This window comes from Microbacterium sp. CGR1, assembly GCF_001266755.1.
Lineage (GTDB): Bacteria > Actinomycetota > Actinomycetes > Actinomycetales > Microbacteriaceae > Microbacterium.
The window spans coordinates 3,297,161-3,320,331 of sequence record NZ_CP012299.1 but is presented as its reverse complement, the minus strand read 5'-3'; the positions used below and the strand labels follow the sequence as shown (position 1 = coordinate 3,320,331).

At 68.7% G+C, this 23,171-nt stretch carries 21 protein-coding genes and 1 tRNA gene; 7 read left to right on the top strand and 15 right to left on the bottom strand.

The genetic code is table 11. The annotated features are described in order from the left end of the window. Positions 1-56: 56 nt before the first annotated feature. The 3 genes from AKG07_RS15870 to AKG07_RS15860 are packed head-to-tail and all read right to left on the bottom strand — an operon-like array spanning position 57 to position 2,973. Positions 57-1,118, bottom strand: a complete 1,062-nt coding sequence (locus AKG07_RS15870) for a Gfo/Idh/MocA family protein (RefSeq protein WP_053098775.1) — start codon at positions 1,116-1,118, stop codon at positions 57-59. Further along, positions 1,115-1,846, bottom strand: coding sequence for a cupin domain-containing protein (locus AKG07_RS15865; protein ID WP_171821984.1), 732 nt, complete (start codon positions 1,844-1,846; stop codon positions 1,115-1,117). The genes AKG07_RS15870 and AKG07_RS15865 overlap by 4 nt, the downstream gene beginning before the upstream one ends. Continuing rightward, positions 1,843-2,973 (bottom strand): Gfo/Idh/MocA family protein, encoded by a 1,131-nt coding sequence (locus AKG07_RS15860; RefSeq protein ID WP_053098773.1) that lies wholly within the window; start codon positions 2,971-2,973, stop codon positions 1,843-1,845. The genes AKG07_RS15865 and AKG07_RS15860 overlap by 4 nt, the downstream gene beginning before the upstream one ends. 99 nt (positions 2,974-3,072) lie before the next feature. Here AKG07_RS15860 and AKG07_RS15855 point away from each other — a divergent pair, with 99 nt between their 5' ends. Genes AKG07_RS15855 through AKG07_RS15845 form a run of 3 tightly spaced genes read left to right on the top strand, consistent with a single transcriptional unit; the run spans position 3,073 to position 5,449 of the window. Beyond that, positions 3,073-4,056, top strand: coding sequence for a LacI family DNA-binding transcriptional regulator (locus AKG07_RS15855; RefSeq protein ID WP_053098772.1), 984 nt, complete (start codon positions 3,073-3,075; stop codon positions 4,054-4,056). 22 nt (positions 4,057-4,078) lie between these two features. Next, the gene (locus AKG07_RS15850; protein ID WP_053098771.1) at positions 4,079-5,014 is read left to right on the top strand and encodes an NAD(P)-dependent oxidoreductase; all 936 of its coding nucleotides are present in this window, start codon (positions 4,079-4,081) and stop codon (positions 5,012-5,014) included. Positions 5,015-5,053: 39 nt separating this feature from the next. Next, positions 5,054-5,449, top strand: coding sequence for a VOC family protein (locus AKG07_RS15845; protein ID WP_053098770.1), 396 nt, complete (start codon positions 5,054-5,056; stop codon positions 5,447-5,449). A gap of 9 nt (positions 5,450-5,458) precedes the next feature. Here the strand turns inward: AKG07_RS15845 and AKG07_RS15840 are convergent, their stop codons facing one another. The 3 genes from AKG07_RS15840 to AKG07_RS15830 all read right to left on the bottom strand — a co-directional run bounded on the left by AKG07_RS15840 (position 5,459) and on the right by AKG07_RS15830 (position 8,268). After that, complete coding sequence (locus AKG07_RS15840) at positions 5,459-6,433, bottom strand: NAD-dependent epimerase/dehydratase family protein (RefSeq protein WP_053098769.1); 975 nt, start codon at positions 6,431-6,433, stop codon at positions 5,459-5,461. Positions 6,434-6,471: 38 nt separating this feature from the next. Further along, positions 6,472-7,128, bottom strand: a complete 657-nt coding sequence (locus tag AKG07_RS15835) for a GntR family transcriptional regulator (protein ID WP_053098768.1) — start codon at positions 7,126-7,128, stop codon at positions 6,472-6,474. Between the two features lie 99 nt (positions 7,129-7,227). Continuing rightward, positions 7,228-8,268 (bottom strand): aldo/keto reductase, encoded by a 1,041-nt coding sequence (locus AKG07_RS15830; protein WP_053098767.1) that lies wholly within the window; start codon positions 8,266-8,268, stop codon positions 7,228-7,230. 228 nt (positions 8,269-8,496) lie between these two features. Between AKG07_RS15830 and AKG07_RS15825 the strand changes: the two genes are divergently transcribed. Then, positions 8,497-11,121 (top strand): excinuclease ABC subunit UvrA, encoded by a 2,625-nt coding sequence (locus AKG07_RS15825; RefSeq protein WP_171821983.1) that lies wholly within the window; start codon positions 8,497-8,499, stop codon positions 11,119-11,121. A 37-nt stretch (positions 11,122-11,158) separates the two neighbouring features. Here AKG07_RS15825 and AKG07_RS15820 read toward each other — a convergent pair. The 9 genes from AKG07_RS15820 to AKG07_RS15780 all read right to left on the bottom strand — a co-directional run bounded on the left by AKG07_RS15820 (position 11,159) and on the right by AKG07_RS15780 (position 20,477). Further along, positions 11,159-11,247: transfer RNA gene (locus tag AKG07_RS15820), tRNA-Ser, on the bottom strand. Positions 11,248-11,450: 203 nt separating this feature from the next. After that, positions 11,451-12,452, bottom strand: coding sequence for a LacI family DNA-binding transcriptional regulator (locus AKG07_RS15815; RefSeq protein ID WP_053098766.1), 1,002 nt, complete (start codon positions 12,450-12,452; stop codon positions 11,451-11,453). A gap of 42 nt (positions 12,453-12,494) precedes the next feature. Then, entirely contained in the window at positions 12,495-13,172 is a 678-nt protein-coding gene (locus tag AKG07_RS15810; protein WP_053098765.1) for a hypothetical protein, read from the bottom strand. A gap of 2 nt (positions 13,173-13,174) precedes the next feature. Then, positions 13,175-14,116, bottom strand: coding sequence for a carbohydrate ABC transporter permease (locus AKG07_RS15805; protein ID WP_053098764.1), 942 nt, complete (start codon positions 14,114-14,116; stop codon positions 13,175-13,177). Beyond that, positions 14,113-15,114, bottom strand: coding sequence for a carbohydrate ABC transporter permease (locus tag AKG07_RS15800; RefSeq protein ID WP_053098763.1), 1,002 nt, complete (start codon positions 15,112-15,114; stop codon positions 14,113-14,115). Before AKG07_RS15800 ends, AKG07_RS15805 begins: the two co-directional genes overlap by 4 nt. 67 nt (positions 15,115-15,181) lie before the next feature. Continuing rightward, positions 15,182-16,477 (bottom strand): ABC transporter substrate-binding protein, encoded by a 1,296-nt coding sequence (locus AKG07_RS15795; RefSeq protein ID WP_053098762.1) that lies wholly within the window; start codon positions 16,475-16,477, stop codon positions 15,182-15,184. A 163-nt stretch (positions 16,478-16,640) separates the two neighbouring features. Further along, positions 16,641-17,585, bottom strand: coding sequence for a hypothetical protein (locus tag AKG07_RS15790; RefSeq protein WP_053098761.1), 945 nt, complete (start codon positions 17,583-17,585; stop codon positions 16,641-16,643). Continuing rightward, positions 17,582-18,673, bottom strand: coding sequence for a Gfo/Idh/MocA family protein (locus AKG07_RS15785; protein ID WP_053098760.1), 1,092 nt, complete (start codon positions 18,671-18,673; stop codon positions 17,582-17,584). The genes AKG07_RS15790 and AKG07_RS15785 overlap by 4 nt, the downstream gene beginning before the upstream one ends. 28 nt (positions 18,674-18,701) lie before the next feature. After that, the gene (locus tag AKG07_RS15780; RefSeq protein WP_053098759.1) at positions 18,702-20,477 is read right to left on the bottom strand and encodes an ABC transporter ATP-binding protein; all 1,776 of its coding nucleotides are present in this window, start codon (positions 20,475-20,477) and stop codon (positions 18,702-18,704) included. A 65-nt stretch (positions 20,478-20,542) separates the two neighbouring features. Here AKG07_RS15780 and AKG07_RS15775 point away from each other — a divergent pair, with 65 nt between their 5' ends. From AKG07_RS15775 to rhaI, 3 genes are all read left to right on the top strand, one after another. After that, on the top strand, positions 20,543-21,508 hold the full coding sequence (locus AKG07_RS15775; RefSeq protein ID WP_053098758.1) for a serine hydrolase domain-containing protein: 966 nt from the start codon (positions 20,543-20,545) through the stop codon (positions 21,506-21,508). Between the two features lie 95 nt (positions 21,509-21,603). Next, positions 21,604-21,996: an L-rhamnose mutarotase gene (locus AKG07_RS15770; RefSeq protein WP_053098757.1), complete on the top strand. Its 393-nt coding sequence runs from the start codon at positions 21,604-21,606 to the stop codon at positions 21,994-21,996. Then, a complete protein-coding gene (gene rhaI, locus AKG07_RS15765; protein WP_053098756.1) occupies positions 21,993-23,159 on the top strand; it encodes an L-rhamnose isomerase in 1,167 nt (388 codons plus the stop codon). The genes AKG07_RS15770 and rhaI overlap by 4 nt, the downstream gene beginning before the upstream one ends. The last annotated feature ends 12 nt before the right edge of the window (positions 23,160-23,171 follow it).

The following is a 23,171-nucleotide window of genomic DNA, read 5'->3' as shown; positions in this document are numbered from 1 at the left end:
GTTCTCCTCCCGAGCGGGCGACCGAACGACCGAGCACACGAGCGGGGCGGATGCCGTCAGCCGGCCAGCACCCTGGCGTCCCGCTGGGCGATGATGCTCAGCTCCGCCGCAGCGAAGGCGTGCGCCTGCGTCATCGCGTGCTCGGTGCGGTCGATGCAGTCGCGGATCAGCTGACCGAAGAACGGGAACCCCGTCTTCCCTGTCGCGTCGAAGCGGAACTGTCCGTCCTGATCGACGAGCAGCACCTGTCCGCCGCCGTTGTCGGTCGTGATGTCGGCGTACTTGCGCAATTCGATGTATCCGTCGGTGCCGAGCAGCACGGTGCGACCGTCGCCGAAGACGTCGAGCCCCGCCGGGGTGAACCAGTCGACGCGCACGTAGCCGGTGGTGCCGTTGTCGAGCACGACGTGGGCGTCTCCGAAGTCCTGCAGGCCCGGAGTGTCGGGGTGCGCGTAGTTGGCGACGGTCGAGCTCACGATCTCGCCGGTCGTCGCGCCCGTGTAGTACAGCATCTGCTCGAAGTTGTGACTGCCGATGTCGCAGATGATGCCGCCGTACTGCTCGGGGTCGTAGAACCAGTCGGGCCGCCCCGTGCCGATGCGATGGGGGCCGAATGACGCGACCTGCAGCACGGTGCCGATCGCGCCCCGATCGATCAGCTGGCCGGCGAGGATCGCCGCCTCGGAGTGCACGCGCTCGCCGTAGTACACGGCGAACTTCCGCCCGGTGCGCTCGACGGCTTCTCGAGCGGCATCCAGGTCGTGCATCGTCGTGATGGCGGGTTTGTCGGCGAAGAAGTCCTTGCCCGCGTCGAGCACGCGCACGCCGAGTGGAGCCCGCCGATTCGCGATCGATGCACTGGCGACGAGCCGCACCTCCGAGTCGTCGAGCACCTCCTGCTCGCTCGCGGCGGCACGCGCCTGCGGGAAGCGTTCGAGGAAGTCGGCGATCTTCACCGGGTCCTCATCGAAGACCAGCGAAAGGGTCGCGCCGGCCTCGATCAGCTGCTCGACCATGCCGACGATGTGACCGTGATCCAGTCCGATCGCGGCGAAGACGAACTCGCCGGGTGCGACGACAGGTTCGGGGAGCGGATCGAAGGTGTAGGTGCGGGTCATCGCCGGGTCTCCTCGTGGTTCATGTCATAGGTGCGCAGGCGTCCGCACATGCCGAATCCGCGGTCTCCCCCCGAGGGTACGGCTTCGTGCACGCGAGCATCGGCCAGGTGCGCCACCGAACCGGATGCCACGGCATCGGCGAGCGCCACCGAGCGCTCGGCCTGAGCCAGCGGACCCTGGCGCACGAGGTCGCCCCACGCCTCGGCGCGGTGGCGTACGAGCACACCGGCGGCGGCATGGAACGCGCGGAGCGCGCCGTGATCACCACCCGAGACGGCATCCCGCAGCGTCTCGAATCCCGTCACGGCGAGATCGCGTCGTCGGGCCGCTCGCTCGGCGCGTTCATCTGCATCGTCTCCGAGCGAGGCCGCCGCCGCATACGCGTCGGGGTCGCCCACGATCTCGGCGGGGAACGTCATCACCGCATCACCCGCCTCGGGGAGTCCGGCGTCGCTCATCAGCACGACGACCCGCAGGTCGCCGCCGTTCACGGCACGGTGGATGGTGCCAGGGGTGAACCAGACGACCGACCCCGACCTCAGCGAGGTCTCATGGAACCCGGCGGCGTCGATCGTCTGCAGGGCTCCCTCACCGGAGATCACGACATAGGCCTCGGTCGAGACGAGGTGCATGTGAGGGCTGCCGCCGCAGATGCCGTCCGGCGCGGCATCCGGGTAGACGTCGAGGCGCGACAGCGATGTGCCGCCGGGGAACGAGGATGCGGTCACGATGCCGCCTCCACGAGCGACGCGGTCTTCTCGAAGAAGTGCGGGGCGTTCGCCACCAGCTGTCCCGCCCGATAGTAGGGATCGGACGCCGTGATCGGCAGCGAGACGAACTGGCGCTCGAAGCCGGACTTGTAGATCGCGGTCACCACCTCGACCGCATCGCGGCCGTCCTGTCCGCCGGCGATCGGGACTCTCCTCTCACGGATCGCGCTGAGCAGGTCGCCGATCTGGCCCTCATGCCCGAGGTGGGCGAGCGGGGCACGGCCGGCGACGAGCTCCTCGATGCGTGCGACGGCCTCGGGGTCTCCGCCGTCAGCGGGAAATCCGTCGCGTCGGGACTGCTCGGCGACGACGGAGAACGGCTGGGACACCCGGGCGTTCGCCCCCTGGATCACGATCGCCTGCTCCTCCCCGTGGTGCACCACGGAGCTGGTCAGCTGCGCGAGCCCCCGTTCGTAGCGGAAGACGGCGACCGAGAGATCCTCGACTTCGGCGTTGTCGTGCTGCGCGTTGGCGAGCATGGCCGTGATCTCGGCCGGGCGTCCGAGCAGCCACAGCAGCAGGTCGATGTGGTGGATGGCGTGGTTCAGCGTGCAGCCGCCCCCCTCTTTCTCCCAAGTGCCGCGCCACCAGAGGTCGTAGTACGGCAGCCCACGCCACCACGCCGAGTCGACCCGGACGTGCGAGATCGATCCGAGCAGACCCGAGTCGACGACCTCCTTCAGCGCGGCGAGATCGTCGCGGAATCGGTTCTGCGCGACGACGGACAGCACACGGCCCGAACGCTCCTGCGCGGCGAGCATCGCATCGCACTCCTCGAGGGACGGAGCCATGGGCTTCTCGACCAGCACGTGGATGCCGGCATCGAGCGCAGCGATCGCGAGCGAGGCGTGCGTCGACGGCGGGGTCGCGATGCTCACCAGGTCGACGAGACCCGAGGCGATCATCGCGAGCGGATCATCGAACGTCGCCGCCCGCGTGAGCCCGAACGCCTCGGCCTTCTGCGCGGCCCGCCCGGGGATGACGTCGGCGAGCGCGGCGATCTCGCAGTCGCCCGCGAAGGCGAGGTATCCGCTGATGTGCGCGTCGGCGATCCCGCCGGTGCCGATGATGCCGATCCTGAGCATTCGCTGCCTCCCCGATGAGGTGTTACTACGTATTACTAAGACGTAGTAGATACTATCGAGACAGACACCCGCTACGTCAAGCCCGGAAAGTAGGATGCCGTGGAGAAACGCCCGACCAGCCACGACGTCGCCCACCTCGCCGGGGTCTCGCAGTCCACCGTCTCTTTCGTCTTCACCGGGCGGCCGGGGATCTCCGAGGCGACGCGCGAGCGGGTGCTTCGCGCAGCATCCGAGCTGAACTACCGCCCCAACCTGGCCGCCCGGTCCATGCGCACCCAGCGCACCGGCCGCCTCGCCGTCGTCGTGCCGATCGCCACGATGAATCCGCTCACGCTGCTCTCCGGCGCGATCTCCGCCGCGCGCGAGGCAGGCTACGTCGTGGAGGTGGTGAGCCTGCCCGAGGAGGCGACCGCGCGCGACGATCGCCTCGCCGATCTCATCGGGTCGGGGCAGTACGAGGGCGTGCTCGCGTTCACGCCGCTGCCCGCCACCGACTCCCCCGCCGACGGCCCCGTCGTGCTCTCGGTCGGCGAGTTCGATGACGCGATGCACATGACCGGCGCATTCACCGATTCGCGACCCATCACCGAGATGATCGAACGCCTCGCGGCACAGGGACATCGGAGATTCGTGCATCTGGCCGGCCCCGACGACTTCCCGTCGGCACGAGCCCGTCGCGCGGCCTACCTCGAAGCGATCGAGCGTCTCGGACTCGAGTCGCTCGGTGTGTTCGGAGAGGAATGGAGCGGCAGCGCCGGTGAGGCCGCCGTCGACAGGCTGCCCGCAGACGCACCGCCGCTCGCCGTGATCGCCGCCAACGACGTGATCGCGACCGGAGCCATCCGAGCGGCGACACGACGCGGATGGACGCTGCCCGACGACGTCGCCGTCACGGGGTGGGACGATCACCCCCAGAGCGCGTTCCTCGTGCCGTCGCTGACGAGCGTGTCGCAGGACCGCGAGAGACTGGGCGCCTACTCGATGCACCGTCTGATCGCAGCCGTCCGCGGCGGCGATGAGCCGATGAAGCCCGACGGTCTGCTGACCGTCATCTGGCGCGAGTCGACCGATTCTCCCCACTGACCGCCGAGACCTGGAGGCGCACATGAAGATCCTGATCCCGAACACCATCGAGCTGCCGGTGACCGCAGACGTCGAGACCGTCGTCTACGACATCGACGCCGAGATTCCCGCCGAGCACCGTGACGCCCAAGCGCTCGTCGTCTGGCACAACTCCTCGTCGTGGCTCCGGGAAGCCGCCCGCGCACTGCCCCGCCTGCGTCTCGTCCAGGCCCTCGCCTCCGGCGCGGATGCGGTTCTCAACGCCGGCTTCGGCGCCGACGTGCGCATCTGCTCCGGTCGCTCGCTGCATGACGGACCCGTCGCCGAGCATGCGCTGACCCTGATCCTGAGCGCCGTTCGACGTCTCGACCGGCTGCGCGACGCTCAGCGCGAGCACGTCTGGGACGAGGCGTTCAACGAGGAGCAGAGCGCCGCGCCCACTCGCGCGCTCTACACGCTGTCCGGCGCCCGCGTGACCATCTGGGGATTCGGTTCGATCGCCTCGACGCTCGCGCCGTTCCTCACCGCACTCGGCGCGGAGGTGCAGGGCATCGCCCGCACCGCCGGAGAGCGATCCGGGTATCGGGTGCACTCGGATGCCGATGCAGCCGCCGTGCTGGCTGACACCGACGTGCTCGTCTCGATCCTGCCCGCCACCGACGAGACCGCCGACTTGTTCGACGCCGAGCTCTTCCTCGCGCTCAAGCCGGGCGCGGTGTTCGTGAACGTCGGTCGTGGTGTGACCGTCGACGAGGCTGCGCTGATCGCGGCGCTGGAGTCGGGACAGCTGCGCGCCGCGGCGATCGATGTCGCGAAGTCCGAGCCGCTTCCGGCATCCGATGCGCTGTGGGACGCACCGAACCTGCTCATCACCCCTCACATCGCCGGCAACCGTCCGGTCGGAGCGGCACGCCTGGTCGACCAGAACGTGACTCGCCTCCTCGCGGGCGATGATCTCCTCAACCAGGTGCACCCCTAGGGTCTGGACACCGCGGGGCGAGCGGCGCATGCTGAGGGCATGACCGCCTTTCAGACCACACACGCGTTCAGCGGGTTCAGCGTCGACGACATCGACGCCGCCCGCTCCTTCTACGGCGACACCCTCGGCATGGACGTCACCACCAATGCCATGGGGTTCCTCGACATCAGCCTGCCCGACGGCGGATCGATCCTCGTCTACGGCAAGCCGAACCATGAGCCCGCGAGCTTCACGATCCTGAACTTCCCGGTGGACGACGTCGAAGCAGCCGTCGACGAGCTCAACGAGCGGGGCGTCGTGACCAAGATCTACGACGACTCGGAGTTCGCCACCGATGAGAAGGGCATCCTGCGAGGCGGTCCCGATCGAGGGCCCGACATCGCCTGGTTCACGGACCCCGCCGGCAACGTCCTCGCCGTGCTCGCCGCCGGCTGAGCGCCGCTCTCAGCCGAGGAGCGAGTCGAAGAGCTCGTTCACGGCCGGGTCGACTCGCTGCAGCTCGGGATGCGCGTCGTGCCAGTCGATGATCTCGCGCGCCGCGGTGTGCAGTGGCACGAGCGGGGCGAAGTCCGGCACGAGGCGGCGGACCTTGGTGTTGTCGAAGACGACGGAGTGCGCCATGTCACCCGTGAGCTGCCCGGCGCGGTCGGGTGCGGCATCCTCGATCGCCGCACTCGTGGCGTACCGGATCTTCGGCTCTGCTCCCGCCGCGCGACCGAGGATCGCGTAGATCTCGTTCCAGGTGTAGACGAAGTCGCTCGTGATCTGGAAGGTGTCGCCGTAGGCGAGCGGGTTGCCGAGCAGCCCCGCGAAGCCGACCGCGAAGTCGCTCGAGTGCGTGAGCGTCCACAGCGACGTGCCGTCGCCGTGGACGATGATCTCCTCACCCCGGCGGATGCGGTCGATCGCCGTCCACCCTCCGAACGCCGGGATCGTCCACTTGTCGTAGGTGTGCGAAGGCCGCAGCACCGTGACCGGGAATCCGCGATCCCGGTACGCGGCGGTCAGCAGGTCCTCGCAGGCGATCTTGTCGCGCGAGTACTGCCAGTACGGATTGCGCAGCGGTGTGGACTCGGTGATCGGAAGACGAGAGACCGGCTTCTGGTAGGCGGATGCCGAACTGATGAAGACGTACTGTCCCGTCCGGCCCTCGAAGCGGTCGATGTCCCGCTGCACCTGATCCGGCGTGAAGGCGATCATGTCGGCGACGACATCGAACTCACGACCGGCGAGGGCGGCGTCGACCGCTGCTGCATCCGACACATCCGCCGTCAGCACCTCGACGCCGTCAGCGGGCTCGCGCTGCGACTGTCCGCGATTCAGCAGAGTGACCTCCATCCCCCGCGACGCCGCGAGCGCACTCGCCGCCGAGGAGATGATTCCGGTTCCACCGATGAACAACACCGTCGTCGCAGTCATGCATCCGACTCTAGCGACGGGTCAGGCGGGGAGGCCGCCTAGGCGAGGTGCTCGAAGAGCGCGCGGACGGCCCCTTCGACGGCATCCGGATCTTCCGCACGGATCGCGTGGGCGACGGCTTCGGCCGCAGCGACCAGCCCGGGTGTCGCGTCGTCTCCGGGTACAGTCTCGGAGAACTGCAGCGCGCATTGAGCGAGGATCGTGGCCTCGACCAGGTGCATCGCCTGTCGCGGATGCCGCACGAGGTCGTCGACGGCGGTGAGGAACGCGATGGCCGCGGCGTCGCGGTCGGGTGCGGCCTGCGCGCGACCGATCTCCTCGGCATACGCCGCGAGATCGGAGCGGACACCTTCCGCAGTCGTGGGCAGTGCCATGCTGAGCGCCGTCCCCGCGAGCACGCCGGCGTAGCTGATCGCGGCACGCGACTCGGGTGCGGTGAGGTCCGCGACCTTGGTGTAGCGCGCGGGAGTGACCTCGACCAGTCCGATGTCACGCAGCCGGATGATCGCTTCGCGGATCGGGTTGAGCGACATGTCGAGCTCTCGGGCGAAGCGCATCGTGTTGAGCGTGTCGCCCGACCGGTAGTCCCCCCGCAGGATCGCCCCGAGGATGTGCTGGAAGGCAAGTTCGGGCAGTGGCACGGCACCGCGATGGGTCCAGTGGTGCGTCCGTGGATCCGCGTAGGCGATGGTCATTGGTGCTCCCCAGGTCCGTTGTGGACGCCCCCTGTGACAGGGGCCCCCACTAGACAGACTCGCTGCCGCCCGGAATATTACGCAGCGCCAGGGAAAAAGTCAGACGACGCTGGCGCCGGGCGCCGCAGCGAACTCCTCGAGAGCGGTGACGACGTCGTCGGAGAGCTCGACCTGGCTGGCCGCCACCGCGTCGTCGATCTGGCCCGTGCGCGATGCTCCGATGATCGCGGTGGTCACCACGGAGTCCCGCAGCACCCACGCGACGGCGAGCTGGGGAATCGAGAGGCCCGCGTCCTTCGCGACGCGGTCGATGCCGCGGATGCGCTCGAGGTAGCTGTCGGTGAGCGCGGACCCGTTCAGGAAATGGCTGTTCGCGGCACGCGAGTCGGCCGGGACGTCACCGTCGATGTACTTGCCGGTGAGCAGGCCCTGCGCGAGCGGCGAGAACACGGCGCTGCCGATCTCCAGCTCGCGCAGCGCCGGGAACAGCTCGGCCTCGGGAGTGCGGTCGAACAGCGAGTACCGCGGCTGGTGCAACAGCAGCCTCACGCCCTGATCCGCGAGCAGCTGATACGCGCGACGCGCCAGCTCGGCCGGGTAGTTCGAGATGCCCACGTACAGCGCCTTGCCGCTGCGCACGATGTCGGCGAGCGCCGCGACCGTCTCCTCCAGCGGGGTCTCGGGGTCGGGGCGGTGCGAGTAGAACACGTCGACGTAGTCGGTGCTCATGCGCTGCAGACTCTGCTCGAGCGAGCGCATGAGGTACTTGCGCGATCCGCCGTCGCCGAACGGCCCCGGCCACATGTCGTAGCCGGCCTTGGTCGTGACGAACAGCTCGTCTCGGTAGCGGGCGAGCCCGCTGTCGAGAACGGCGCCGAACGTCGACTCGGCGGACCCGTACGGCGGGCCGTAGTTGTTCGCGAGGTCGATGTGCACGACACCGCGGTCGAACGCGTGCAGCACGATCTCGCGCTGACTGTCGAAGGTGCGGTCACGACCGAAGTTCTGCCAGAGTCCGAGCGACACCTTCGGCAGCTTCACCCCGCTGGCGCCTGCGCGTTGGAACGGCACGTCGGTGTAGCGGGTGGCCGCAGCCTCGTAGGCATGCGTCAGGCGGGGGTCATCGGCAGCGATGGGCATGAGGGACGCTCCTGGATCCGAGGCGGGAAGAGCTTCAGGATAGCGCTTTCTCGCACGGCGGGACCAGGACTCCGATGCATGCTGCGCCGGCATACGAGTGTCCGCGCTCGCAGGCCCGACCGACCGCTGTCAACCACACCGACGAAGTCCGACGGTCGGGGTAGCGTGACGGAGAGACGGCGATCATCGCATTCACCCCCGCTCCCCGCGGGAAACGAGAAGAGGTCCATGATGGGCGGGACCCCACCGTCGAAGCTGTCCGGCACGTCGAACGCCATCGTCGTGACCGGAGCACGGGTGCACAATCTTCGCGACGTGAGCGTCGCGATACCCCGCGACGCCCTCGTGGCCTTCACCGGCGTCTCCGGCTCGGGCAAGAGCTCCCTCGCATTCGGCACGTTGTACGCCGAGGCGCAGCGTCGGTACTTCGAGTCGGTGGCGCCCTACGCGAGGCGCCTGATGAGCCAGGTCGACATCCCCGACGTCGACGCCATCGGCGGGCTGCCTCCGGCGGTGGCCCTCCCCCAGCAGCGCACCGCGGGAAGCGCTCGATCGACCGTCGGCAGCGCCACGTCGATCGGCAACGTCATCCGCATGCTGTTCTCGCGAGTGGGCACGTACCCCAGTGGGGCGGAGCCGCTGTTCGCCGAGGACTTCTCCGCGAACACCGTGCAGGGCGCGTGCCCGCGCTGCCACGGGATCGGGCAGGTGTACGACGTGCCGCTGCACCTCATGGTCCCCGACGAGTCGCTGTCGATCCGCGACCGTGCTCTCGACGCCTGGCCGCGCGCCTGGCACGGCAAGCAGCTCATCGACAGCCTGATATCGCTCGGCTACGACATCGACATCCCGTGGCGCGATCTGCCTGAGAAGCAGCGTCAGTGGGTGCTCTACACCGAGGAGTCGCCTCAGGTTCCGGTGTTCACCGACCGCGGCCCGGCGCAGGTGCGCAAAGCAGTCGCGGCCGGCATCGAGCCCTCGTACATGAGCACGTTCGTCGGCGTGAGGCAGTACGTGCTCAACACCTTCGCCAACTCGAAGAGCGCGAAGATGCGCGAGAAGGCGGCGAGCTTCATGGTCAGCGTCCGCTGCCCGATGTGCGACGGACGCCGCCTGAAGCCCGAGGCGCTCGCCGTGACGTTCGCCGGTCTCGACATCACCGAGATGGCCGCGATGCCACTCGCGGACCTCGAGGCACTCCTCGAGACGGCACTCGACTCATCCGGCAACGGAACGGATGCCCCCGGCGCCGGTGGAGAAGCGCTCCCACCCGAGAAGAAGCTCGCGGCGCACCGGCTGGTCGACGAGCTGCGCGATCGGATCTCCCCCATCATCGAGCTCGGTCTGGGCTACCTCTCGCTGGATCGCTCGACCCCGACGCTCTCGTCGGGTGAGCTGCAGCGTATGCGGCTCGCGACCCAGGTGCTGTCACAGCTGTTCGGGGTCATGTTCGTGCTCGACGAGCCGTCTGCCGGCCTCCACCCCGCCGACGGCGAAGCGCTCGTGCGCATCCTCCGCTCGTTGCGAGACTCCGGAAACACGGTCTTCTTCGTCGAGCACTCCCTCGACGTGATCCGGCATGCGGACTGGATCGTCGACATCGGCCCCGGAGCGGGATCCACCGGCGGTGAGATCGTCTATTCCGGCCCGATCGACGGGCTGCGGGACGCGGAGCGCTCCCAGACGAGACGATATCTGTTCGCCGACGACCTGCGGGCCGAGCAGCCGACGGCACAGCCGCGGGCCCCTCGCGAGCCCGATGCCGAACTCGTGCTCGTCGACGTCTCGCGGAACAATCTCCGCAGCGTCTCGGTGTCGATCCCCCTCGGCTGCCTCACCGCCGTCACGGGCGTCTCCGGTTCGGGCAAGTCGTCTCTCGTCACCCAGGCCCTGCCCGACCTGCTGCAGAGCAGCCTCTCCAGCGAGGTGGACGGCTCGTCGACCGACACGTCGACGAGGGAAGAGCAGGGCAGCGCAGCAGCTGATCCGCTGTTCTCCGCACCGATCGCCCACACGACGGGTCGCGCCTCCGGTCCCGCCGACCGCGTGCGACGCGTGGTGCAGGTCAGTCAGAAGCCGATCGGCCGCACCTCTCGATCGAACGTGGCGACGTACACCGGGCTCTTCGACCGCGTCCGCGCGCTGTTCGCCGCGACACCGGAAGCGCGTCGGAGGCGCTACGCCGCGAGCCGGTTCTCGTTCAACCTGGCGAGCGGGCGATGCCCCACCTGCAAGGGCGAGGGCACGGTCGAGGTGGAGCTGCTCTTCCTCCCCACCGTCCACGCCCCCTGCGGCACCTGCGGCGGCACGCGCTACAACCCGGAGACCCTCGAGATCGAGCTCCACGGGCACACCATCGCCGACGTCCTCGCCCTGAGCGTGAACGACGCGCGTGTCCTCTTCGAGGACGATGCCGACGTCGCGCGACATCTCGATGCCCTCCTCGACGTGGGGCTCGGGTATCTGCCGCTGGGCCAGTCGGCGACCGAGCTCTCCGGCGGCGAGGCGCAGCGCGTGAAGCTGGCGTCCGAACTGCGGCGCGCCCAGCGCGGCGACACCCTCTACCTGCTCGATGAGCCCACCTCAGGACTGCATCCGTCGGACACCGATCGGCTGCTCGTCCATCTTCAGCATCTCGTCGACGCCGGCAACACGGTCGTGATGGTCGAGCACGACATGCGCGTGGTCGCACAGGCCGACTGGGTGATCGACATGGGACCAGGAGCCGGAGAGCTCGGCGGCACTGTCGTGGCGCAGGGAACTCCGCGTTCCGTCGCCTCCGCGAGCGGGAGCACCACGGCGTCGTACCTCGCGGATGCCATCGCGGCTCAGGAACTCGGAGTCAGCGCCTGAGAACAGAAAATCCCTGCCGAGGCAGGGATTTTTTCTGCGGAGACGAGGGGATTTGAACCCCTGGTCCCCGTGAGGGGACTCCACCTTAGCAGGGTGGTGCACTCGGCCGGACTATGCGACGTCTCCAGGCATCCGAACCGTGAAGAGCGGATGCACCTTGCAATCATAACGGGTTCCCGTGGCTGGAACGAATCGGGGCTCAGGGTCCTCGGCCGGGCCGCCTGCAGGACGAAAGCACATCTGCAGGACGAGACCCGACGGATGCTCCCGCATCCGTGCTCCGGTCATGCACACGGCACGGGTGACGGCGCGTGACCCCAGACGATCCCTCAGCCGGCGCTCGATTCGCGCACCACGAGTTCGGGCTGGAACCGCACGCGACGGTCGTGCTCGACGCCGTCGAGCTCCTTCAGCAGCAGATCCACCCCGGTCCAGCCGAGCAGCCTGGCGGGCTGGCGCACGGAGCTCAGCGGCACGACGGTCGCCGAGGCGAAGTCGATGTCGTCATAGCCGACCATGGCGATGTCCTGGGGCACACGGATGCCGGAGCCGAAGCTGAACGCCTGCAGCAGCCCGACGGCGAGCAGGTCGTTCGCGGCGAAGACGGCATCCGGGCGCGATTGGGGCCCACTCGCCGCGATGGCCTCACCCGCAGCCCTGCCCTGGAGCACCGTGAGCGCGGACTGCTCGAAGATCTCGAGAGTGACATCGGGGTGAGCGGCGACGGCCGCCTGCACGCCGCGCAGACGATCGGCGACCTGCTGCACCGACTGCGGTCCTCCGACGAATGCCAGCCGGCGACGTCCCGAAGCCAGCAGGTGATCGGCAGCCAGGCGTCCGCCTTCGACGTCATCGACCGAGACCGACGGCAGCAGCCCCTCCTCCACCTCGCGGTCGACGAGGATCACCGGCATGCCGCCCGCGGCGAATCGATGAACGGCCGAGAGGTCGTCGGTGGCGGGTGTGAGCAGCACGCCGTTGACCCGCTGCTCCTGGAAGAGCTCGAGGTGCGCGACCTGGCGCTCGTCTCGCTCGTCGCTGTTGCCGAGCAGCACCGTCATGCCGGCATCCGCTGCCCGGTCCTCCGCGCCGCGCACGACCTCGGCGAAGAACGGGTTGCCGATGTCGGGCACCACGAGTCCGATGCTGCGGCTGCGACCCGCGCGCAGCTGCCTGGCGGCGTCGTTGCGCACGAAGCCGAGTTCCTGGATCACCCGCTGCACGCGCTCGACCGTCTTGGCGGACACGCGCTCGGGCTGATTGAGCACGTTCGAGACGGTGCCGACCGAGACGCCGGCCGCAGCCGCCACGTCCTTCACCCCTACCGCCATGGCCTGCCTCCGTCCGTCCGCGCGTGCGCCACGACTACCTTCTCATTCCGCGGGGTGAACTCCGCGCCGGCGACGCCCGGGAACCGCGACGACGGCGAGCGCCGCGCAGCCGATGCCCGCGATGAACAGGGGCGCGAGCGCCCAGGTCACGACGCCGGTGAAGACGGCCGCGGCCGCGATGTACGCGGCTCCGGCGGCATCCGCTGTGATCATCCCCGGCACCGCGCGGACCGCGGCGGTCCACCCGGTCGACGGCGACCAGGCGCCGGCGGCGAGCAGCACGGCGACCGCGAGAGCGAGCAGCCCCGCCCAGCCGATGACCGCGATGATCTCGCCACCGGGCAGTGCGCCCGAGCCCGCGAGCACGACGTCGACCGTGAGCACGGCGGCGATCAGCGCCGCCGGCACCCCGACGCGGAGCGAGGGCAGGATGCCAGTGCGCACGTCGTCCCAGAACAGGGCCGTGCGCGAGTCCTCCGCGGCGACGAAGCGACGCAGGTGACGGATGCCGGCGGCCAGGGCGATCGGCAGCGTGACGACGCCGAGGGCGATGATCGTCATCAGCAGCCCGACCGTGAGCACCTCTCCGAACAGACCGAACTTGGCGGTCGCTCCGGGGTTGACCCCGGGCTCGACACCGGCGACCGTGGGGCCGGCGCCCGACCGCGCCTCGCGCTTCGCCGCCCGGTGCGCCCGACGCTCTGCGTTGATGACCGACATGACTAGCCCTTCAGTCCCTGCGTGGCGACTCCGTCGACGAGGAAGCGCTGGAAGACCACGAAGAACAGCAGCACCGGCACAAGGGCCACGAACGACGCCGTGACCGTCGCGCCGTAGTCGGACGACGAGGTCTGGTCGTTGTAGAGGCGCAGCGCGATCGGCAGCGGGTAGTTCTCGGGGCTCGTCAGGTAGAGCAGCGGGCCGAGGAAGTCGTTCCACGCCCAGATGAACGAGAAGATCGCGCAGGTGATCAGGGCGGGCTTGATGAGCGGCAGGATGATCGACCAGAAGATCCGCAGGTGGCCTGCTCCGTCGATGCGCGCCGCTTCATCCATGTCGCGGGGCATCTGACGGATGAACTGAACGAGAAGGAAGACGAAGAACGCCTCGGTGGCGAGGAACTTCGGCAGGATCAGCGGGATGAAGGTGTCGACCCATCCGAGCTGGTTGAAGATGATGTACTGCGGGATGATCACGACGTGGAACGGCAGCAGCAGCGTGCCGATCATCGCGGCGAACAGCACGCCGAGTCCCTTGAACTGCACTCGTGCGAAGGCGTAGGCGGCGAGCGCCGACGAGAGCACCGTGCCGACGACGGCCGAGACCGCGAGGATCAGCGAGTTCAGGAAGAAGCGCCACATCGGCACTCCGGCGATGCCCTCCATGACCTTCCCGTAGTTGTCGAGCGTCGGCGCCTGCGGCAGCAGCCCCGGGTTCTGACCGAACTCGGAGTTCGGCTTAAACGTCGACAGGAACAGCCACAGCAACGGGTAGAGCACCACCGCGGTGAGCACGAGGAGACCGATGAACCAGATGACGGTCTGCCAGGTCTTGCGCTTGATGCGGCGACGCGGGGCGGGCGGACCGACGGGCGTCGTCTGCTGCGCGGCGAAGACCGGAGTGGATGCGGCGCCGGACGTGGTCGCCTGATTGGAGGTGCTCATTTGTCGTCTCCCGAGTAGTGCACCCACGACCTCTGAGTGCGGAAGAGGATGAAGGCGATGATCGCGACGACGACGAGCAGGACCCACGCGATCGCGGCCGCGTAGCCCATCTGTCCGTCGGAGAACCCTCGCTTGTACAGGTACACGGTGATGAAGTTCGTCATGCCGGCGGGGCCGCCGGTGCCGTTAGAGATGATGTACGCCGAGGCGAACACCTGGAACGCGCCGATGAGACCGAGCAGCAGGTTGAAGAACATCACCGGGGAGAGCATCGGGATCGTCACCGCGCGGAACCGACGGTAGGCGTTCGCGCCGTCCATTTCCGCGGCCTCGTACAGCTCCTTGGGGATCTGCTTGAGACCCGCGAGGAAGATCACCATCGTGGCTCCGAACTGCCAGACGGCGAGCAGGATCATCATCGGGAGCACGAGGCTCGGGTTGCCGATCCATCCGCCGAGATCGACGCCGAAGATCTGCAGACCGCTGTCGACCGGACCGTCGGAGGAGAACATGGCCCGCCACACGATGGCGACCGAGACCGAGCCGCCGATGAGGGACGGCGCGTAGAAGGCGGAGCGGAAGAAGCCGGCGCCCTTGTCGCGGTAGTTCAGGAGCATCGCGACGCCGAGGGCGGCCGCGAGGGTGATCGGAGTGCCGATGAAGACGTAGACGAGGGTGATCTGCGCCGACTGGATGAAGTTCGGGTCGCTCGTGAAGAGTCGGATGTAGTTGTCCAGCCCGATCCACTTGGGCGGCTGGAAGATGTTGTACTTCGTGAAGGAGAGGTACAGGGAGTAGATCATCGGCACGGCGGTGAGACCGAAGAAGCCGATGAGCCACGGGGTGAGGAACGCATAGCCGGTCGCCGTCTCACGCCGCAGACGTGCGCGCTGGCCCGGCCGCGCGAGTTCGTTCTCGGGGCGGCGGCCGCTGCGCAGCGCCCGCCCTCGCCCGGACTTCTTGCCCGTGACGATCGTCCTGGTCGCCGTCGTGCTCATGACAGCTCCTTCCGAAGTGGATGGGATGCGGTGGGCCGGGCGGATGCCACCCGGCCCACCGACGGGATCACTGGTTGAGGACGACGTCCATCTCGGAGAAGAACTGCGTCACGGCCTCGTCGACCGTCGTGGTGCCGAAGTTCAGCTCGGTGCCCAGCACCCGGAACTTCTCCTCGAGGGTGCCGTAGCCGACGATCGGCACGGGCGGAGCGTCGCCGAGGCGGTCGGCGATCGACTCCTCGTAGTCCTTGACGAGCTGGCTCATGGGATCGAGCTCTGCGGCCTCGAGAGCGGTCTCGGATGCGGGGAGGCCACGGTTGGTGCCGAAGATCTCGCCGGACTCGGGCGAGTTGACCAGGAAGTTGACGAGCGTCGCCGCCGCCTCCGGGTGCTCGGTCTTGGCCGAGATCGTGTGCAGCATCGAGGGCTTCAGGTACAGATCCTTCGCGCCCTCCTTCGTGACCGGCGGGGCGACGAGGCCGAGCTCGGTGTAGCTCTCGCCGAGGTTGGCGAGGTAGCCCGCACCGAAGTTGTCCCACGTCAGCTCGCTGGCGTTCTTCGCGGCGTCGAACGCGGTGAGGGGGTTGAGCTCCTCGACGACCTGCTGCGGAACGACGACTCCGTCGCGGATGTCGTCTCCGGCCTCCCAGAACTCCTTCAGACGGTCTTCGTCGAAGCCGGGCGTGCCGTCTTCGTCGAACAGGTTCTTGCCCTCGCTGCGCAGCTGCAGCTCGAAGTTCTGGATGCGCCCCGTCCAGTCGGACCCGCCCCAGAACTCACCCGCGCCGGCATCGGTGATCTCGCCCATCCACTCGTCGTAGTCCTCCCAGTCGCCCCCGGGGAACTCCTCGACGCCTGCGGTCTCGAGCAGCTGGGGGTTGGTGAAGACGCCCCACGCGTTGGTCGAGGTGGTGATGCCGTAGGTCGTGTCATCGACGACGCCGATGCCGAGGATGTTCTCGGAGAGCGGCTCGGTGTCGATGACCGAGCCGAGGTAGGGCTCGAGGTCGAGCAGCAGGCCGTTCTCCGAGTACTGACGCAGGTACGAGTAGTCGAACTGCATGACGTCGGGGAGTCCGCCGCCGGCGGCCTCGGTCTGGCGCTTCTCCCAGAACTCCGGGAACCCGAGGAACGTCGCGTTCACCGTGATGTTCGGGTACTCCTCGTTGAACGCCTCGATCGCCTGGTTGTAGAGATCGGCGCGGACGTCGTTGCCCCAGAACGCCAGGTCGAGCGTGACCTTCTCGTCGGGGTCGTACGTGGGCTCACCCTCGGGGCTGCCTCCGCCGGCGCAGCCGGCGAGTACCAGCGCTGCGCTGGTGGCGACGGCCGCTGCGGCCGCCAGACGCTTCTTGCTGAACATCGTTGTCCTCTCTGATGAACGTCCTCGTTCGGCAGGGCCGCGGAACGCCTGTGTCCATGTGGTGCGGGATGCGATCTCCATCGTGCGGGGAAAACGCTTACCTGCACGCTAATCCAGATTGAAACGTTTCGCAACCGGCAATTCGCGGCGGGGATTACATCGATTACCGCGGGGTCTTCGATCCTCTCACGATCAGCTTCCCGCCCTCGACCTCGAGCCCCACGCGATGCACGGCGGATCGCCTCTGCTCGCCCGTGGCAGAGTGGGCCGGAGCCCGCTCCGCGGCGGCGGCGGCGGCGGCGGCGGCGAAGAAGTAGAACCACAGGTCGTCGCCGACGCGCACCTGCGCGCCGTGACTGCCGACCCCTCCGGTCGGCAGATCAGCGAGGATCACGGCATCCGCATCACCCTGACGCGTCCAGCGCGTGCCGTCGTCGGAGCGATAGACGCCCATCCCCCGCCACTCGTCCACGATCAGCCACCAGAGACCGCCGAGCTCGAACACGGTCGGCCCCTCGTGCGGCCGTCCTCCGATCGCGACGCCGTCGAGGGACCAGTCCACGAGGTCGGGCGATGACGCGACCATGGTCACCGAGTCCGCCGCCTCATCCTTGTACCAGAGGCGCCACAGTCCGTCGGGCGTGCGCGCGACGGCCGCATCGATCACACGATCGCTGCTCAGCACGAGCGGGCCGCGTCTCGACCAGTGCCTCAGGTCGTCGGAGGCGTACTCGACGATGGCGCGAGCAAACCCCGGCCAGCGGTCGGGGATGCCGTCGATCTCGGTGAGATGCATCCGCCAGCGCGCACCGTCCCAGAAGACCTCCGGGGCCCAGTGGGTGCGGTCGACCTCGGCGGGCGGCGGGCCGGGCTCGAGGACGAGATCGGATGCCGCGGGCTCGAGCGTTCCGTCGTAGCGCCAGTCCAGACCGTCGGTCGATGTCGCGACCCCGATCCGGCTGCCGTGCACCCACGACACCCCCGGTCCCGCATCGGCGAGGCTCGCCCGACGCTGGGTGTAGAACATCCACCACAGCCCGTCGGCGTCGACCGCGACCCGCGGGTCGGTGGCGCCGTCGTAGACGGGGTCGCGGTAGAGCTCTCTCATCTGCGGAGATCGGTGACCGGACTCGCGAAGCCGGCCCGGTGCGTGGGGTGCGAGCCCAGCAGCTCGGGGGTGATCACCGTGCCGTCTGCGGCGGCCGAGGCGTAGATGGCCGCCACGATCTCGAGCGAGCGTGCGGGCGCATCAGCGGTAGGAGGCAGGGGTGCGCCCTCCAGCAGAGCGTCGAACACGTCGCGCAGCAGCGGCTCGTGGTCGCTGCGCTCCTCGGCATCCGGGAACGCCCATCCCTCGGCCTCCGGCTCGAAGCCGGGCGCCGGGGTGATCCGCCAGTTCTCATGACCGTGGCCGTAGACGTGGTCGACCGTGACCGTGGCCTTCTGGGTGTCGATGCGGATAGAGCTCGTCTCTCGCGGCGACACGGCACTGGTGACGAGCTGCGCGACCACTCCCCGGTCGAAGACGATGGTCGCGGTCGAGACGTCCTCGGTCTCGGTCTCGCGGTCGAGCCGCCAGAGCCTGCCCTGCACCGACGACCAGTCGCCCAGCAGGTGCGCGAGCAGGTCGATCTGGTGGATGCCGTGGCCCAGGGTCGTTCCGCCGCCCTCCGTCTCCCACTTGCCGCGCCACGGCACCGCGAAGTAGTCGGCGTCACGGAACCAGAGCGTCTGACACACGGCGACGAGCGGGCGGCCGAGGGCTCCGCTCTGCAGCAGCCCGCGCACGTGCGCCGCGGCCGTGCCGGTGCGCTGCTGGAAGACGACCGCCAGCTGCCTGCCCGCGGCCTCGGCCGCCGCGCGCATCTCGTCGAGCTCATCGAGCGAGGGTGCCGGCGGCTTCTCGACGATCACATGCGCGCCGGCTGCGAAGGCTGCGAGCGACTGCGAACGGTGCGGCCCGGGCGGCGTGCAGATGAGCACGACGTCGGGGTGCTCGGCGGCGAGCATCTCGTCGAGGTCGCCGTAGGCGGCATCGATGCCGTATCGGCCGGCGAACTCCTGCGCCTTCTCCCGGCTGAGGTCGGCGACGGCGACGAGCTCGGCGCGCGGGTACGCGGCGACCGCGCGGGCGTGCGCGTTCGCCACCGCCCCGGTGCCGACCAGGGCCGCGCGAAGGGTCTTCTCGGTTGTCATCGTTCCTCCTCAGGACGCTGAGCCGGGGTCATCTGATGCCGTTCTGCACCAGGTGCAGGCGGGCGTATCGCCCGTCGGCGGCGAGCAGCTCGTCGTGCGAGCCTTGTTCGACGATACGTCCGTGCTCGAGCACGACGATGCGATCGGCCTGCCGGATCGTCGACAGCCGGTGCGCGACCACGAGCGTCGTGCGACCGCGCATGAGCCGTTCGAGGGCCTCTTTGACGAGTCCCTCGGACTCGGGGTCGAGCGCGCTCGTCGCCTCGTCGAGCAGCAGGATCCGCGGATCGCGCACGAGCGCGCGGGCGATCGCCAGACGCTGGCGCTGACCACCCGAGAGGCGCGCTCCGCGCTCGCCGACCACCGTGTCCCACCCCTGCGACTGCTCGCTCACGAACTCCCACGCGTTGGCGTCTCGCAGCGCCTGTTCGACGCGATCGGGCGTGACGTCGGGCATGCCGTAGGCGATGTTGTCGAAGACCGATCCCTCGAACAGCACCGACTCCTGCGGCACGACCGAGATCGACCGGCGCACGGTGCGCAGGTCGAGCTCCTGCATGTCGGCGCCGTCGAGCACGATGCGGCCGCTCGTCGGACGGACGAATCCGAGCACGAGGTTCAGGAGGGTCGACTTGCCCGAGCCCGACGATCCCACGAAGGCGACCGTCTCGCCGGGGGCGATCCGCAGATCGATCTCGAACAGGGCGTCGTCGTCGGCATCCGCGTAGCGATGCGTCGCAGAATCGAGCACGATCTCGCCGGCGACCGCCGAGACGACGCGCTTGCCGGAGTTCTGCTCGACGTCGGGCTCTTGCAGCACCTCGGCGATCGAGCGCACCGACTCGAGCCCGCGGGCGCCGACGGGAATGAGCATGAGCAGCTGGGTGAGCCCGCCGGTCAGCAGCGTGAAGTAGCTCGAGAGCATCACGACCTCGCCCGGCGTGATCGGGAGGAAGCCGGTGAGCGCGCACACGGCGGCGAGCATGAGGCAGGCGACGCCGAGCAGCTGCATCGCCACCCAGGAGATCGAGGCCACCCGGCCGTTCAGCAGGTCGAGGTCGAGTCCGGCGCGGCGCACGCCATCCGCCCCGCCCGCGACGCGGTTGATCGCCGTCTCCTCGAGCCCGTGAGCGCGTGTCACCGGGATCAGCGACGCCATCTCGCCGACGCGGGCCGACAGCGTCTCGATTTCGCGCCGGAAGACCTCGTTGCGACGCTGCGATCGATTGCGCATGCCGTAGCGGATGCCGATCGCGATCGGCACGGCGAGGGCGTACACGGGAAGGAACTGCGGCACGGTGACCGCCGTCATGCTGAGTGCGCCGAGCATCACCATGGTCGACGACAGGAGCGGATGCGTGACCTGCTGCAGCATGAGCTCGACGTTCTCGACGTCGCGCACCACCTTCGTCTGCACGATCGACGAGCTCATCCTCGTGTGGTACCCGATCGAGAGGCTCTGCAGTCGCGCGGTGAGGGCGTTGCGGAGATCGGCACCGAGGTCTCGCACCACGGTCATGAAGTTGCGGGTGTAGATGATGTGGTTCGGGTAGTTCTGCAGCAGCAGCACGGCGGCCAGCGCGAACCACCACAGCACCTCGGTGACATCGCCGTCGCTCGCCACGACGTCGATGATCGCGGCGGTGATCACCGGCAGGAACCAGAGCGGGATCTCCTTGATCGCGAAGGCCGTGATCGCGAAGGTCAGTCGCCAGTGACGGCGGGCGACGAGGCGCAGCACGGAGCGGGTGGGGTGATCACCGTCGATGAGCGCGGCCGGATGGGAAAGCGCTTTCTGTGCCATGGTCCTATCGTAGAGTCACCGCACCCGTCTGGGAAGCGCGACCATCCGAATCAGCAGGAGCAGCCATGACCTTCGACGCAGCATTCGACTGGGCACGTGGTCACGTGCAGGCGGAGCGCCTGCCGACAGCGGTGCTCGGCATGGCCACCGCCGACGGGATCGTCGACCTCGAGGGCTTCGGGGCCGCGACGGATGCCGTGTATCCGCTGTTCTCGATCACGAAGGTGCTCACCGGCATCACGGCGACGCGCGCCATCGAGAGGGGTCTGCTCACCCCGAACACTCCGCTCGCCGACGCCCTGCCGCAGTTCGGCACCTCTCGTGACGACATCGTGCGGCTGTGGCACCTGGCATCCCACACCTCGGGGATCTCCGAGCCGGCTCTCGACACCGCGCTTCCGCTGCGCGACGAGCTGCTCAGCCAGGGGCGGGACTTCGCCGCCGGCACCGCGTCGCGGTATTCCACCCTGGCCTTCGAGGGGATCGCGGCGCTGATCGAGCACGCGACCGGTTCGACCTGGGATGCCGGCACATTCGACTGGGCGCATCGCATCGGCGCGATCGGCCTGACCCTCGACCCGAGCAAGTCCCTCGGGGTTCCGGATGCCGCGGCCGGCGGACTCGACCTCGACCGGTTCCACGCCACGCGTGCTCCCGGCGCAGGACTCCTGGGCAGAGCCGAGGATCTCCTGCACCTCGGCGCCGAGCTGCTGCGCATCGGCCAGGGCGCGAAAGACGGCATCCTGTCTCCGGCGGGACTGGCCATGATGCTCCGCCCGCTGACCGGCGCGATCCCCCGCCTCGACCCGTACCCCTCTGAGCGCGGTCAGGACTGGGGCTTCACGTTCAACCTGCGCTCACGAGCGCCGGGGCTGGTGGACCGTGACGTCTTCGGCCACGGCGGGTGGGCGGGCACGGAATTCTGGGTGCACCCGACGGCGGGCGTCTGCTGGGTGCTGCTCACGAACGCGGCCGTGCGCCCGGTCGTGGACGCCGATCAGCTCGACAACGCGGTCATCACCGCGGTGTGACCGCCGACGCTCGCTTGACACGTCGCCCGCCCGTGTCTAGGGTTGAGACATTGAATGAAACGATTCAAAATCCGCTCGATGAAGAGAGAACCAACATGACCCGCGTCGCGTTCCAGTTGCAGGTGCGTCCTGAACTGCTCGACGAATACCTCGCCCGTCACTCGCCGGTCCGGCCCGAGATGCTGGCCGAGATCGCGGCCGCCGGCCGCCGTAACTACTCGCTGTTCCTCGCCGAGGGCGGCACGCTCGTCGGCTACTACGAGACCGACGACGATGCCGCCGCCCAGGCGTATCTCGCCGCCTCCCCCGTCGCCGCGCGCTGGGAGTCCGAGATGAGCCGATTCTTCATCGGTCTCGACGGACGCCCCGACCAGGCCGCCACCGCACTCGCCGAGGTGTTCCACCTCGAAGACCAGCTCGCCGACGCCGGCGACTCCCCCGCATCAGACATCGACAACCGCACCGACACCGAAGGCAGCGCCTCATGAGCATCCTCTCGTCCGACAACCTCGCCGCCCTCGAACAGCAGGGCATCGAACTCCCCAGCTGGGCGTTCGGCAACTCCGGCACGCGCTTCAAGGTGTTCGGCACGCCCGGCACGCCCCGCGACCCGTGGGAGAAGATCGCGGATGCCGCGCAGGTGAACAAGTACACGGCGCTCGCACCCTCGGTCGCCCTGCACATCCCGTGGGACCTGGTCGACTCGTTCTCCGACCTGCGCAAGCACGCCGAGGACCTCGGCGTGACCCTGGGCACCATCAACTCCAACACCTTCCAGGACGACGACTACAAGTTCGGCGCGCTGACCCACGAAGACCCGTCGATCCGCCAGAAGGCGATCGATCACCACCTCGCCTGCATCGACGTGATGGATGCCACGGGCAGCCGCGACCTGAAGATCTGGCTCGCCGAGGGCTCGAACTACCCGGGGCAGGCCGACCTGCGCGGCCGTCAGGACCGCCTGCAGGAGTCGCTGCAGCAGATCTATGCACGCCTCGGCGACGACCAGCGCCTCGTGCTCGAGTACAAGTTCTTCGAGCCGGCGTTCTACCACACCGATGTTCCCGACTGGGGCACGTCCTACGCCCAGGTCTCGTCCCTCGGCGACAAGGCCATGGTGTGCCTCGACACGGGCCACCACGCACCCGGCACCAACATCGAGTTCATCGTCATGCAGCTGCTGCGCCTCGGCAAGCTCGGGTCGTTCGACTTCAACTCGCGCTTCTACGCCGACGACGATCTCATCGTGGGCGCGGCCGATCCCTTCCAACTGTTCCGCATCCTGTTCGAGGTCGTGCGCGGCGGCGGCCTGAACAACCCCGATGTGGCGTTCATGCTCGACCAGTGCCACAACGTCGAGGACAAGATCCCCGGTCAGATCCGCTCGGTGCTCAACGTGCAGGAGATGACGGCGCGTGCGCTGATCGTCGACCGCGACGCCCTGACCGCAGCGCAGAAGTCCGGCGACGTGCTCGCCGCCAACGCCGTCTTCATGGACGCGTTCTACACCGACGTGCGCCCCGCGCTCGCCGAATGGCGAGAGTCGCGCGGCCTCGCAGCCGACCCGATGGCGGCCTACGCCGAGTCGGGCTACCAGCAGAAGATCGCCGCCGACCGCGTCGGTGGCGTGCAGGCCGGCTGGGGCGCCTGAGCCCGCACCCCG